Below are 14647 nucleotides of genomic sequence, written 5' to 3'. Positions count from 1 at the left end.
TTTTATGTTAAAGTCATTATATTTGGTTTACCAATTTTTGGTCAACCAAATATACCTTTCATGAAACCAATTAGTTACTTTTTAACAGGGCTTCTGTTTTTGCAGTTGTCTTCGCTGGCGCAAACTGTTATCAAAACATCGTTCGAATCACCAATCTATGCTTTGGGGGGAATAAATGGCCAAGGTTTATGGACGGTAGCGGCAGGGAATTCCATAGTGAGCAACTCAAAAGCAAAAACGGGAACTAATAGTTTAAACTTTAGTAATGCATCATCTGCGTTATTAGTCAATTACAACGCCTATTCTGGTGTAGAAACAGGTATTAGAGAGGTGTTTTATACGGATATGTGGATCAACCCTGTTTCTTTTGTTACTAAAGGCATCTACTTGACCGCATATGACCAGTATGGAGGTAGTTTAAAAAGAATTTACGTGGTTGAATTCACTGTCGATAATAAAATTAGGGTATCAAATGGGAGTTCTTTTGTGGATGTAGGTACTTGGGCAAGCAATAGCTGGCTCAGGATCTCAATAAAAACAGACCTTGTATCCGAAAAATTTCGGATAGCTCTTAATGGGATGTTAAATGCTACTGAGTTTTCGTTAAGAGAAGCCTATAATCCAACAGTGAGCGGAAATAGGGCTGCTGTTTTTAAGGAGTTTCATGCTTTAAGAATTAATCACACCACCGATACGCAGGTGGCCAGTTCTGATTTCGCTATTGATGATGTTTATATAGGTAAAAATCCAATTGCCGATATTTCATTTTTATCATCGCCAACAGCCAGAATTATTAATGTTGAACAACCGAGCTATGGTACCATTAACCTAAGTCCTTCTCAGACTAGTTATCAGGTTAATGATCAGGTTACCGCTACATTAACCTTACCGCAAGGTTATATTAATAACGGTTGGACTGGAGATTTATCTGGCACGGAATTGACCAAAACATTTAACATTGCCACCAATATGGTTATTGGGGCCAATGTAGCTGTAGATCATACCGCTCCTCCTGCAGACTATACCGTTACGGTAGTGCAACCTTCAAATGGCTTGATCACCTTATCGCCAACTTCAACAAATGGTAAGTATTCTAGTGAAACTACAGTTACTGCTACAATTACGACAGCGTCATGTTATCAGCTTAATGGTTGGACAGGAAGCTTATCTGGTACTCAGGTATCAAAAACGTTTATCGTCACTTCCGACATGTCTATTGGGGCAACGGTGGACATTAACACTACACCTGGAATCACTCGTAACGTAAGTACCGTAGCCGAATTTAAGGCCGCGCTTTCGGCAATGAATCCTGGCGATGTTATTTTGGTGGAAAACGGCACCTATGATTTAAGCAGCTTAACCATTAACCGTTCCGCTTGTCCCAATCGGCCAATCCTCATCAAAGCTAAAAACCAGGGGCAAGCGATATTAAATGGCGCAACTGCTCTTGTTTTAGATGGACTCCAGTATTTGACCCTACAAGGGTTCTCGTTTAAAAGTGCAAATGTTGGAACGGGAATTAAAATGTTAAACTGCAGCAGGGTTAGCATTACGAGAAATAGTTTTGCTCTTGATGAAACAAATATAGCTTCCTGCAATTGGCTTTATATTGGCGATACTTTTGGAAGTACAGCCCCCTTAAAATCTGGGCATAACAAGATTGATTATAATTTATTCGAAGGGAAAACGAAATCGGGCAAGTTTATACTGTTAGATGGAAATATCAATCAGCAAACCCAACATGATACGATTAGCTATAATATTTTTAGGAATAATGGCCCAAGGGAAGAAAATGAAAAGGAAACCATTCGTATCGGCGTAAGCACACTTTCTCAAAGTAACGGTTACACTGTAGTAGAATATAATCTTTTTGAAGATTGTGACGGCGATCCGGAAATTGTATCGGTAAAGTCTTTTGCGAATACCATAAGATATAATACTTTCAGGAGGTCCTTAGGTACGTTATGTTTGCGACAGGGCAATAATAGCGTGGTAGAGGGAAATTATTTCTTCGGAGAGGGAAAAACAGCAAGTTATACCAATGAGAATGGCAATACCAGCATTATTGGCTGTGGTGGTGTTAGGGTTTATGGCAAAAATCATAAAATTTTCAATAACTATTTTTCAGGTCTAACGGGAAGTGTTTTCGATGCTGCAATTACCATTACCAATGGCGATGCATTTAACGTGGAAAATCCGACAGATTTGGCTAAGCACTATGTGCCAGAAGAGGTTGTGGTTGCCTTTAATACTTTTGTGAACAATAAATCGAATATCGAGATCGGCTATAAATATGATAAGGCCCCGATTAATTGCTTGATCACAAATAATGTGGTGGTGGAAGATGCCACTCAAATTGTAAAGGCTTACAGTACCGCTTCTTTAGCTGGCGTGGCTTTTAGTAATAACATCATGTATACCACTAATACAGCTACCATTGGTATCACCGTCCCCGAAGTACAAATTAAAAATATCAATCCGTTATTAGAGCAGCCTAATTGTAATGGTACTGGTTGCGAATTAAAAAAAACCAATAAAGTTTTACGCTTAAGTTCGGCTAGTCCTGCGATTAATGCTTCGGTCGGCTCGTTTAGTTATGTTCTAAAAGATAACGAAAGTCAAGGTAGAAATGGGGTAGCCGATATTGGGGCAGATGAGTATGACAGAGAAAATGCAATTCTGATCAGTGCGTTGGATGAAGATAATGTTGGACCTAATGCGGTAGCCTTCTCCTATAATTATTTCAATACATTGCCAGTAAAGATATTGTCATTTAATGCCATTTATAACAAACAACAGGTAAACTTAAATTGGCATGTTGCATCGCAAGTAAATGTAAAGCGTTATGAACTAGAATGGCGTACAGATTTTACTGATTATAAAAAAGTGGCAGAGCAGCTGGCAGTTGAAAACAAGTTCGTTTACCAAGCTAGGCATTCTTCGCCGGTAACGGGCAATAATTATTATCGCCTTAAAGCAGTGGATGAAGATGGTAAATTTGATTACTCAGTGGAGAAAGTGGTTAAAATTCTAAGTAATCAGTCTGTACTAATTTATCCAAACCCAGCTAGTAAAGACGTTACTGTAAACTTAGGATACATTCCAACAAATTATGCTAAAGTAGTTTTCGTTAACTCCATTGGCGTGATTGTTTTTGAAGCCGTAATTAGAGGGGTGTCATGGTATACGGTTCCAGTGGACTTGTTTGCTGCAGGACTATATTTTGTGCGAGTTATAGAAACCAATAAACCGGCAGTTTCGTTGCCTTTAATTATTGCCCATTAAAAGCAGATATGCTAGGTAGTCCATTGATCATGTACAATGGCTACCAAATAATAATTACCTTGATACAGTTTAAAAACCAAACGAAGGCTTGCCCAGTCCATGCCGGCATATTCTTCATCAAAACCGCTAAAGTAATATTCGATAAATGGATACTTCGGGAAAATCTCGTTCAAGTTATTTAAGGAATTTCCCTTGCCTATAATTTGGTTGTAGGCTGTTTTTTCTGCATTTAAGAAGTCTACATTGTAAACGAACTTGTTCATGTATTGGGCTATGGTTAAATCTATAGGCTCTCCAGATCCATCATAATTTCCCCAGTTAATGTTCCTTTTATCTTTAACCAACTGTATGAATTCTGTCTTGGTTAATTTTTTGGCCGTCTTGATATCTATAAAACCGTAGGGAGAAAACAATGTCTTTTCTGTGGGATGGAAGTAAGCCGCTAGCGTAGTATAATCTTTGGCCTTTAAGGTAGTGAGAATTTCTGTAGCAATCGTTTTTAACGTTTCTTCATTAGCTACAGTATCGGTGATTTTTGTAGTTTTAATAGTATCTGTCGACAAAGAAGAATCTGCTAACTTATCCGATCTATGGCAGCTAGAAGTTAAAATAAAAAATATTCCAATCCAAAATAGATATAGCGATTTCATGATTGTACAACTGAAATAAGGCCAATTTTGTTTGCTAAGCTAAGGATTAAGGTAGATGTCCAATAGTCCTTCTGGTAAATCTAAAGTAAGAATGTGCTCTTCATCGTCTATTTCCACAATAAAATCTTCGTTTAAGGGGAAAAGAATTTCTTTTTCTTTATAAAGCACTGTTGCTACGAATTGCTGGGGATATTCATTCACTTCTATAATTTCACCTAGTTCACCCAGTGTTTCATCGACGGCGATAAATCCTTTTAAATCGGTATAGAAAAACTCGTCTTCGTCACGTTCAGGTTTTTTATTCAACGGTAAATAAGCTTTTTTCTTTACCAAGGGTTGCGCTTTATCAATATGGTCAATATCATCAAAATAAAACAGACCAGTTTTGTTCTCGTACAATTTATGGTTTGAAATAAAAAACGGAACCATTTTTCCATTCAGCTCCAGAAATATAACATCAAGATCCAGTTCTTGGTACTCGTCAAATTCGAAAAAAATTTGGAGCTCACCTTTTAATCCTTTGGTTTTGGTAATGTAGCCTATATAAAATGATTCTTCTTTGGTCATGGACTTTAATGTTAATAAAAATAGCGTTCCGATTTTACCCGAAACGCTATTTCTTTTGAAGTAAAGTTAATTATTCAGCTTTATCTTCTGCTTGAGTTTCTTCAGCAGGAGCCTCTGTTGCTGCCTCAGCTTCTGCTGCTGGAGCCTCTTCAGTGGCCACTTCTTCTTCTACAACTTCTTCCGCAACAGGTGCGTTTTTAGCTGCAATAGCTGCTGCTCTGTCTTCATTTTTCTTAGCTTCTGCTGCTAAAGCTGCTTTACGCGCCTCAGCTTTGCTAGCGGCTAAACCTTCTGTTTTTCCAGAGATTTGACCTGTTTTGCCTTCTAACCACTGTGCAAATTTGGCATCTGCCTGTTCTGCGGTTAAAGCACCTTTTCTAACACCACCTTCTAAGTGTTTTTTGTAAAGTACACCTTTGTAAGAAAGGATAGCACGAGCTGTATCTGTAGGCTCGGCACCATTAAGTACCCAATTTACAGCTTTTTCGAAATTAAGTTCGATGGTTGCTGGATTGGTGTTAGGGTTGTATGAACCTAAACGCTCAATGAACTTTCCATCTCTTGGAGAGCGAGAATCCGCTACTACCACATGGTAAAAAGGTTTCCCTTTTTTACCGAATCTTTGCAATCTGATTTTGGTTGCCATTCTTTTATTAAGTTTATGTATTCAACATAGTTCCCGGAACTTCATGTTGCGGGGCTGCAAAGTTAAGTAAAATGTTAATAATTAGCAAGCTATGGTGAAAATTATGGGAGTGCCCATTTTCAGCTAAAAGATGAGTTGGAAAAAAAAGTGGCTTTTTCACCGCAAATGCAGTCCTGTTATCTGCTACCATTCCCAATTTTAATCGGGATAGAGGCGCTTTCATCAGGTTTATTTACACATGATCTGTATAAATTAACTCTGAAAATTAGATTTACTTTACAAAAAAGACATAGGTTTTATAGATATTTGATGGTATGAGAATTGCCATAGATATGGATGAAGTCCTTGCCAATCCGATCCATAAGTTCATACAACTCTATCATAGAGATCATCAAGTTCCCTTAGATTTAATCATCGCACCTGGTACCGAAATTTTTCAAAATGTACCCGAAGAGATTAATGGTAGATGGTTCGAGTATATCAACGAAAAAGGTTTTTTTCGCGACCTTCCCGTTGTTGATGGGGCTGTTGAGGCGGTGAGGCAGCTGCAGGAAAAATATGAAATATATGTGGTTTCTGCTGCCATGGAATTTAGAAACTCTTTAGAAGATAAAATGGATTGGTTAACAGAATATTTCCCTTTTATAGATTGGAAGCATATTGTTTTTTGTGGAGAAAAAATTGTAAATGTAGATATCATGATCGATGACAGGATAAAGAATTTTAGAGACTTTAAAGGAAGACCCTTATTGTTTACTTCGCCACATAATCTCCTGTTGACGGAATATGAACGTGTAGATAACTGGCAACAGGTATTAGACAAATTGATGTAGCCATTTGAAATAGTTATTTACTTTTAAACCTTAAATTTTGGATTTAGAACCTGAACCAATAGAAAAAAAAGATCCTTTTGCTGCGTTACGCTATCGAGAGTTTCGATCTTATATAAGTATGCGCTTTTTCTTCACCTTTGCCTATCAGATGCAAGCTGTTGTGATAGGGTTTCATATTTATCATTTAACAAAGGATCCGCTTGCATTGGGACTGATTGGATTGTGTGAAGCTATTCCGGCAATAAGCATCGCATTATATGGTGGTTATGTAGCTGATAAATCTGAAAAGAGAGGGTTGTTGTTGAAGATTTTCTTTGCTGTATTTTTGTGCTCGGCCATTATGTTGGTTTCTACATCCAGGCAAATGCACGGTTACGTGCCCACAAGCTATATCGTTCCCATTATGTATGCCATGGTTTTTTGCATTGGTTTGGCTAGGGGCTTTTTCGGTCCGGCCACCTTTTCCTTAATGGGACATATTATACCTAAAAAGCTATATCCAAATGGAAGCACATGGAGTAGTTCCAGTTGGCAAATGGCTTCCATATTAGGACCGGCAACAGGAGGGCTCGTTTATGGTTTTTTTGGAATAACTGCAACCTATATTGTTATCCTTACCTTCATTTTTATTGCTTTAATCTGTATATTCTTCTTAAAGAAACATTACCCACATTATATCCCTAAAGAGAATATTTTTCAGAGTGTATCTGTAGGTCTGAAGTTTGTTTTTAAAAATAAAATGATGTTGGGAGCGATGTGCCTAGATTTGTTTTCGGTGTTCTTTGGAGGGGCTGTTGCCCTATTGCCTGTGTTTGCAAACGACATCTTAAACGTAGGCTCTGAAGGCTTGGGCTTTATGAGGGCGGCAGCTTCTACCGGAGCTATACTGACCATGTTGTTAATGACCAGATTTTCTCCAATGAACCGCCCTTGGCGTAACTTGTTAATCGCCGTTGTTGGGTTTGGAACAAGCATTATCTGCTATGGGCTTTCTAAGAGTTTTTACCTTACCTTGTTCTTCCTGTTTTGTGAGGGAGCTTTCGATAGTGTAAGCGTCATTATCCGCCAAACCATTATGCAGCTGCTTACCCCAGATGAAATGCGGGGAAGGGTTTCAGCGGTAAATAGCATGTTCATCGGATCTTCAAATGAAATAGGCGCTTTGGAATCAGGACTAACGGCAAAATTAATGCGAACTGTGCCTGCAGTAGTGTTTGGTGGGAGCATGACCATTGGCATTGCTGTAATCACATGGTTTAAAACTAAATCATTAACAAAACTAAAATTGAACGATATACATAGGCGGTCCCAATAATCTAATTTGACTTCTTATTACAATTGGACATGCAAATATATAGTACATCTATAATTCTTGCTTATAGCAATCAAAGAAATGTAGGTTAGCATGGCCCTATGTTGTAACAAGTTGTGTATATTGCCAGTCATAAAAAGATGTATATTGAAGGTTAATTGAGAAAAAAGGACAGGAAATGACTCAGAAACTGAATACAACTTTTTTATTACAAATAAATTAATTGTGTATGTTTGCACGCATAAAGTCTTACTGAAAATATAAATGAAAGTTGCGCTTATTACGGGAGTGACCGGCCAGGATGGTGCTTATTTAACAGAGTTTCTGCTGAAAAAAGGCTATTTTGTGCATGGCATAAAAAGAAGGTCTTCATTGTTTAATACGGATAGAATTGATCATCTTTATCAAGATCAACATGAGAGCAATGTGAACTTTAAACTGCATTACGGAGATTTAACTGATTCTACAAATCTTATTCGGATTATCCAGGAAACGCAGCCAGACGAAATCTATAATTTAGCTGCGATGAGTCATGTGCGGGTAAGTTTTGAAATGCCAGAATATACAGCCAATGCCGATGGTATTGGTACTTTAAGGCTACTGGAAGCGATCCGCATTTTAGACTTGACGAATAAGACAAAAATATATCAGGCCTCGACTTCAGAGCTCTATGGTTTGGTACAGGCCGTACCTCAAAGTGAAACAACCCCCTTTTATCCACGATCTCCTTATGCTGTGGCCAAAATATATGGATATTGGATTACGGTCAATTATAGAGAGGCTTATAATATGTATGCTTGTAATGGGATTTTATTTAATCATGAAAGTCCATTAAGAGGAGAAACCTTTGTTACACGAAAAATTACGCGAGCGGCCTGTAAGATTGCACTTGGTCTGCAAAACTGCTTATATCTTGGGAATCTTTCAGCCCAAAGAGATTGGGGACATGCTAAAGATTATATAGAAGCGATGTGGCTAATCCTACAACAAGAAAAAGCTGAAGATTATGTCATCGCTACTGGGATTACCACCACTGTTCGTGATTTTGTAAGAATTAGCTTTGCTGAACTTGGAATTACCGTAGAGTTTTCTGGGAAGGATGAGAATGAAAAAGGTGTAATCATTGATATAGATACGGACAAAGCAACCGAGTTAGGTTTAAATCTGGAAACTTTGAAAATTGGCTTGACTGTTGTTAAAGTTGACCCTAAATATTTTAGGCCTACCGAGGTTGATTTGCTACTGGGAGATCCCTCTAAGGCAAAAACTAAGTTAGATTGGAATCCTAAATATAATTTACAAACTCTAGTTGAAGATATGATGCAGTCTGATCTAAATTTAATGAAGAAAGATGAGTATCTGAAGCAAGGGAATTATAAAACGTTAAATTATTTTGAATAATTTTTTTGTTTTGAAATAAGTCCAAAGGGTATATGCCAAATATTTTATGAAAAAAATTTTCTTTTCCATATTACTTGCCATCATTACGATTTCAACTTTTGCCCAATTGGGTTCAAATATTAAAGTTGATGAACTCTCTGATGCACAAATACTGCAGTTAGTAAAGCAGGCAGAATCTATGGGTTATACGAGCGAAGAACAATTAGCTCAAGTAGCTTTATCTAAAGGTATAAAGCAGGAAGAACTTGTAAAGTTTAAGGCTAGGGTAGAAAAATTAAAGAAGCAAGGTGCAGGTGTACAAACAACGGATAAACCTGCGGTTGGTACTGGTAGGGAATATAGTGAAACTACTGTCGGTGGTTCTATTGCCAATCAGAAGAAAGAAGATGATGGAGAAATACAGTCTAAAATATTTGGGTCAGATTTGTTTAAAAATGGTAGTATAACTTTCGAACCTAACCTTAGAATCGCCACGCCAAAAAGCTACATCATAGGTCCTGACGATAAGTTGATTATAGATCTTACAGGAGATAATGAACGCACCTACAATTTACAGGTAAGTCCAGAGGGTGTAATTAACTTGGAATATGTAGGAAGGATATCGGTTGGAGGTTTGAGTATTGAACAGGCAAGCTCAAAAATAAGAACTTCAATGTCAAAGACCTACCCTTCATTAAGGACAGGGCGGACTTCGGTAGCGATTAATCTTGGAAATATAAGAAGTATACAGGTTACTATTACAGGGCAGGTAGTAAAGGCAGGTACTTATACCTTGCCCTCTTTAGCTAACGTTTACAGAGCGCTTTATGTGTCTGGTGGACCTTCACAGAATGGAACTTTTAGAAACATTCAGTTAATTAGAAATAATAAGGCTATTGCCACTATAGATGTGTATGACTTTTTACTTAAGGGCATTCAGCAGGGTAATATTCGTTTACAAGACCAAGATGTCATCAATATTCCCGCCTACGATAAAAGAGTAGAGATATCAGGAGAAGTGAAGGAAGCAGCTATTTTTGAGATAAAACCTAACGAAACTTTACAAGACATCATCAATTTTGCTAAAGGATTTACCGCAGAAGCTTATACCGCTAAAATTAAGACCTTTCAAAATACCAATAGGGAAAGAAGAATAAAGGATGTCCCTTCTTCGCAATATGCTAGTTACGAACCTAAGAATGGAGATAAATTTATTGTAGAAGCAATACTCGATCGCTTTGAAAACAGAGTAGAAATTATCGGTTCAGTATTTAGGCCAGGAGTATATGCCTTGGATAAAGGCTTGACACTTGTTGGGCTAATAAAGAAAGCGGATGGAATAACCGAAGATGCTTTCTTAAATAGGGGATACATCAATCGTTTAAATCCCGATAAAACGCAGTACTTCATTTCCTTTGACGTGGCTAAAATTATTTCTGGAGAAGAAAAAGATATTCCTTTAACTAGAGAGGATAAAGTGACTATTAGTTCTATTTTCGATCTTAGGGAGGAGTATACGATTACTGTACAAGGAGAAGTACGTGCGCCAGGAACCTTCGAATATGCAGATAATATTAAGCTAGAAGATGTGATACAGATGGCTGGAGGTTTCAAAGAAGGGGCAACTCCTAGCAGAATAGAAGTTTCTAGAAGGGCGAAGAATTCAGATGCAACTTCTTTGTCTTCACAAACGGCAGAGCTATTTGTCGTCAGCGTAGACCAAAATCTGAAAATTTTCGGAGATAAATTTGAGTTAAAACCTTTTGATATCATTTCTATTCGAAATTCTGAGGGATATACCATACAAAAGCAGGTAAAAGTTGAAGGAGAAGTTTTATATCCGGGTTTATATACCATTACAAGTAAGGATTATCGAATTTCTGATGTCATCAAAAGAGCTGGTGGGCTGACTTCTTTTGCTTATCCAGAGGGAGCGTCTTTAAAAAGACCTGGGGCAGAAAAAGTAAATCCAAGTGATAAAAATGCCATCAATAATAAAGAGGAAGAGGAAAAGAAATATCTCAATTTGGAAAGGGTTCAAGAGAAAACCAAGGAGGGTGAAGAAAAGAAAATCGATGAGAAACTAGTGCAATCTGATCTTGTCGGAATCAACTTGGTCAAAATTTTGGATAAACCATTGTCTAGGCATGATTTAATTGTGGAAGAAGGTGATATTATACGTGTCCCTAAGCAACTACAAACGGTTAAGGTGACTGGTGAAGTTTTGAACCCAAATAGCATTGTATATATGCCTGGTAAAAGCTTTAAGCAATACATTAGCGGAGCAGGGGGATATACGAGTAATGCCAAAAAAAGTGGTGCTTATATTAAATATGCAAATGGTTCTGCTGAATCTGCGAAGAAGTTCTTGTTTTTTAATAATTACCCAAAAGTAAAACCAGGTGCAGAAATTTTAGTACCTGTTAGGGCTGAAAGAGAAAAAATTACGGCTCAGGGCTGGATAGGAATAGGGACAGGTATAGCGTCAGTAGCTGCAATTATAGTAAGTTTATTAAGATAAGTTGAGAACGCTATCCAATACGAAGATTGCTATAATCGGTTTGGGCTATGTTGGCTTACCATTGGCTATCGAATTTTCTACTAAATATGAGGTGGTTGGTTTTGATATTAATGCCCAGCGAGTGACACAACTGTCTAGGGGCATAGATATTACTAAAGAGGCTGATTTATTAAGGCTTAAAAATGCAATTACTCCAGATGGATATAATGCTAGATTGCGATTTATAGATGACCTATCCTTGCTCAGAGATTGTAATGTTTTCATAGTCACAGTCCCTACTCCAATAGACCAATTTAAGGCACCAAATCTTGCTCCGTTGCTAATCGCATCAGAAATGATAGGAAGTATTTTAAAAAAAGAAGATATAGTCATTTATGAATCTACGGTTTATCCAGGTTGCACCGAAGAAGATTGCGTACCTGTATTGGAAAATAGATCGGGACTTAAATTCAACAAAGATTTTTTTTGCGGCTATTCACCAGAACGAATCAATCCGGGAGATAAGGTTAATACCCTAACTAAAATTAAAAAGGTGACCTCTGGTTCAACACCAGAAATAGCAGAATTTGTGGATCAGCTCTATAAAAGTATTATTATTTCAGGAACACATAAAGCACCTTCTATTAAAGTAGCAGAAGCAAGTAAGTCCATAGAAAATGCCCAAAGAGATGTTAATATTTCATTTGTAAATGAATTAGCTCTAATCTTTGACAAGATGGGGATAGATACCAATGATGTTTTAGAAGCAGCTGCTACAAAGTGGAATTTTTTAAAATTTAGTCCAGGTTTAGTGGGAGGGCACTGCATAGGGGTAGACCCATACTATTTAGCACATAAAGCGCAATCATTAGGTTATCATCCAGAAGTGATCTTATCTGGACGTAGGGTAAACGATAACATGGGAATGTTTATTGCCAATAAAGTAGTTAAACTTATGATTAATCATGGACAAGCTATAAAAAATGCAAGAGCCCTCATACTTGGTGTTACTTTTAAAGAGAATTGTCCAGATATTAGAAATTCACGAGTAGTAGATATTTATAATGAATTGGAGCAATTTGGAATTAATGTAGATGTTTTTGATCCGCATGCTAATTCCCAGGAAGTTTTAGATGAGTATGGCATAGTCTTGTCTAAGCAGTTAGAAGGAAAATACGATAGTATCATTTTAGCAGTAGGTCATTCAGAATTTTTACATTTAGACTACTTGCAATTAAAGGCAAGAGAAGAAACCATTATCTTTGATACTAAGGCCTTTTTGGATAGAAATATTGTAGATGCCAGGCTATAGTTATACTTAAAACTATTATCATTAAATATGAAGAACGATTTAGACAAGCTTAATGATAGGAAAGATGATGAAATTTCTTTGAAGGAGCTTATTCTTAAAATAAAAGAATGGTGGCTATACCTTTGGAGCAAAAAATGGACAATTGTCATAGTGTGTATTTTGGGGGGGGCTTTAGGTTTGGCATATTCCTTTATGAAAAAACCTATTTATACTGCAACTACAACATTTGTTTTGGAAAGTGGCGAAAAAGGTGGGGGCTTAGGAGCTTATGCAGGAGTAGCGTCTATGATGGGTATAGACTTAGGGGGGAGTGGGGGAGGTGGTATATTTCAGGGAGATAATATCTTAGAACTCTACAAGTCTCGTACGATGATAGAAAAGACGTTGTTTAGTCCTGTAGATAGCGTCACCAAACAGCCCTTGATAGAAAAATATATTGAAATGAACAAGCTAAGAGAAGGATGGGAGAAAAAACCGGAACTGAAAAGTTTACATTTTTCTATGGTCGATTTGAACAAAAAAATAGCTGATCCTAAAGTTAAAAGGTTAAGGGATAGTGTAATAAGTGAAATCATTGGAGGTATTGTAAAAGGTAATTTAAGTGTAGCTAAACCAGATAAGAAATTGAGTATCATTAAGGTAGATATAAGATCTGGCGATGAAGTATTTGCCAAACGCTTCAATGAGGAATTGGTGAAAAATGTTAACGACTTTTATGTCCAAACCAAAACAAAAAAATTTTTAGATAATGTCCAGATATTACAACATAAAACAGACTCCGTAAGGGCAGTTATGAATGGTGCCATATATTCAGCTGTGGCTGTTGCGGATGCAACACCTAATTCTAATCCAACAAGACAAGTTCAAAGAGCAGTTCCAATACAGCGTGCGCAATTTTCTGCGGAAACAAATAGGGCGGTATTAGGAGAAATGGTTAAGAATTTAGAAATGTCCAAAATGGCATTGATGAAGGAAGCACCTTTAATACAGGTGGTAGACGAGCCAATTTTTCCATTGCAAAAAGAAAGGCTTGGAAAGTTTAAGGGAATTATTATCGGGGGAACTTTAGCTATGTTTATCAGTATAATTATCCTTTTAGTAAGATATTTTTTTAAACAAATTTTAAACTAATATGTATAAAGATAAAACGCTTTTAATTACCGGAGGAACTGGCTCTTTTGGGAATGCAATGCTTAAAGGATTCTTGAATTCTGAATTAAAAGAAATTAGAATTTTCAGCCGTGATGAAAAAAAGCAAGAAGATATGCGCATCAGTTATAAAAATGATAAGCTCAATTTTATAGTGGGTGACATTAGAGACTTTGATAGTATTAATAACGCCATGTTAGGTGTCGACTTTGTATTTCATGCGGCAGCTTTAAAACAGGTGCCGTCTTGTGAGTTTTATCCAATGCAAGCCGTACAAACAAATATTCTTGGAGCAGAAAATGTACTAGAGGCTGCAGCTAGAAACGACGTTAAAAGGGTTGTTGTTTTAAGTACAGACAAAGCGGTTTATCCTATAAATGCGATGGGAATATCCAAGGCATTTATGGAAAAACTAGCGGTGTCTAAAGCTCGCGACTCTAGGGTTAAAAATGCAGAGGCTATTTATACCGCCACTCGATATGGTAATGTGATGTGTTCAAGGGGTTCAATTATACCATTATTTATTAGTCAAATAAAAGAAGGTAAAGCATTAACCGTCACGAACCCTAAAATGACACGCTTCATGATGTCTCTGGAGGATTCTGTAGAATTAGTGTTGTTTGCGTTTAAAAAGGGGAGACCTGGGGATATTTTTGTTCAAAAGTCACCAGCATCAACTATCGCTGAATTGGCGCAAGCCTTAAAAGAACTGTTTAATGCAGATAATGAAATAAAAATTATTGGGGAACGCCATGCGGAGAAAATGTCTGAAACATTATGCTCAAAAGAAGAAATGGCAAAAGCAGATGATTTAGGAGACTTTTATAGGATACCCGCCGATTTTAGAGATTTGAACTATACCAAGTATGTTCAAAAAGATGGACCAAAACTTCTTGATAATGAGTATAATTCGGATAACACAAAGAGGTTAACTATTGAGGAGTTAAAAGCACTCTTGTTAACATTGGATTATGTTAAAGAAGAGCTCGCCTCTTACAAAAAAAAATAGAATC

Annotated in this window: 11 protein-coding genes; 8 read left to right on the top strand and 3 right to left on the bottom strand. The window is 37.1% G+C overall.

Going from position 1 to position 14647, the window contains the following annotated elements; genetic code table 11:
• The first annotated feature begins 60 nt into the window (after positions 1-60).
• Positions 61-3285, top strand: coding sequence for a polysaccharide lyase 6 family protein (locus JHD79_RS14225; RefSeq protein WP_199119971.1), 3225 nt, complete (start codon positions 61-63; stop codon positions 3283-3285).
• Between the two features lie 11 nt (positions 3286-3296).
• Here the strand turns inward: JHD79_RS14225 and JHD79_RS14220 are convergent, their stop codons facing one another.
• The 3 genes from JHD79_RS14220 to JHD79_RS14210 all read right to left on the bottom strand — a co-directional run bounded on the left by JHD79_RS14220 (position 3297) and on the right by JHD79_RS14210 (position 5148).
• Entirely contained in the window at positions 3297-3935 is a 639-nt protein-coding gene (locus JHD79_RS14220) for a hypothetical protein (protein ID WP_233164713.1), read from the bottom strand.
• A 39-nt stretch (positions 3936-3974) separates the two neighbouring features.
• A complete protein-coding gene (rimM, locus tag JHD79_RS14215) occupies positions 3975-4502 on the bottom strand; it encodes a ribosome maturation factor RimM (protein ID WP_199119969.1) in 528 nt (175 codons plus the stop codon).
• Positions 4503-4572: 70 nt separating this feature from the next.
• Positions 4573-5148, bottom strand: coding sequence for a 30S ribosomal protein S16 (locus JHD79_RS14210; RefSeq protein WP_199119968.1), 576 nt, complete (start codon positions 5146-5148; stop codon positions 4573-4575).
• A 314-nt stretch (positions 5149-5462) separates the two neighbouring features.
• Between JHD79_RS14210 and JHD79_RS14205 the strand changes: the two genes are divergently transcribed.
• The 7 genes from JHD79_RS14205 (at position 5463) to JHD79_RS14175 (ending at position 14643) form a co-directional block, all read left to right on the top strand.
• On the top strand, positions 5463-5981 hold the full coding sequence (locus tag JHD79_RS14205; RefSeq protein ID WP_233164712.1) for a 5'(3')-deoxyribonucleotidase: 519 nt from the start codon (positions 5463-5465) through the stop codon (positions 5979-5981).
• Positions 5982-6018: 37 nt separating this feature from the next.
• Positions 6019-7296, top strand: coding sequence for an MFS transporter (locus tag JHD79_RS14200; RefSeq protein ID WP_233164711.1), 1278 nt, complete (start codon positions 6019-6021; stop codon positions 7294-7296).
• A gap of 261 nt (positions 7297-7557) precedes the next feature.
• A complete protein-coding gene (gmd, locus tag JHD79_RS14195; RefSeq protein WP_199119967.1) occupies positions 7558-8694 on the top strand; it encodes a GDP-mannose 4,6-dehydratase in 1137 nt (378 codons plus the stop codon).
• A 46-nt stretch (positions 8695-8740) separates the two neighbouring features.
• Entirely contained in the window at positions 8741-11194 is a 2454-nt protein-coding gene (locus tag JHD79_RS14190) for an SLBB domain-containing protein (protein WP_199119966.1), read from the top strand.
• 1 nt (position 11195) lies between these two features.
• The gene (locus JHD79_RS14185; protein WP_199119965.1) at positions 11196-12485 is read left to right on the top strand and encodes a nucleotide sugar dehydrogenase; all 1290 of its coding nucleotides are present in this window, start codon (positions 11196-11198) and stop codon (positions 12483-12485) included.
• A 27-nt stretch (positions 12486-12512) separates the two neighbouring features.
• Positions 12513-13616 carry a Wzz/FepE/Etk N-terminal domain-containing protein gene (locus JHD79_RS14180; protein WP_199119964.1) on the top strand — a complete coding sequence of 368 codons (1104 nt, stop codon included), beginning with the start codon at positions 12513-12515 and terminating at the stop codon, positions 13614-13616.
• Position 13617: 1 nt separating this feature from the next.
• Positions 13618-14643 (top strand): polysaccharide biosynthesis protein, encoded by a 1026-nt coding sequence (locus JHD79_RS14175; RefSeq protein ID WP_199119963.1) that lies wholly within the window; start codon positions 13618-13620, stop codon positions 14641-14643.
• Positions 14644-14647 lie beyond the last annotated feature (4 nt).

The organism is Pedobacter sp. ASV28 (assembly GCF_016428855.1).
GTDB lineage: Bacteria > Bacteroidota > Bacteroidia > Sphingobacteriales > Sphingobacteriaceae > Pedobacter.
Note: the sequence above shows the minus strand (reverse complement) of the source record. Positions and strands in the feature narration are given on the sequence as shown.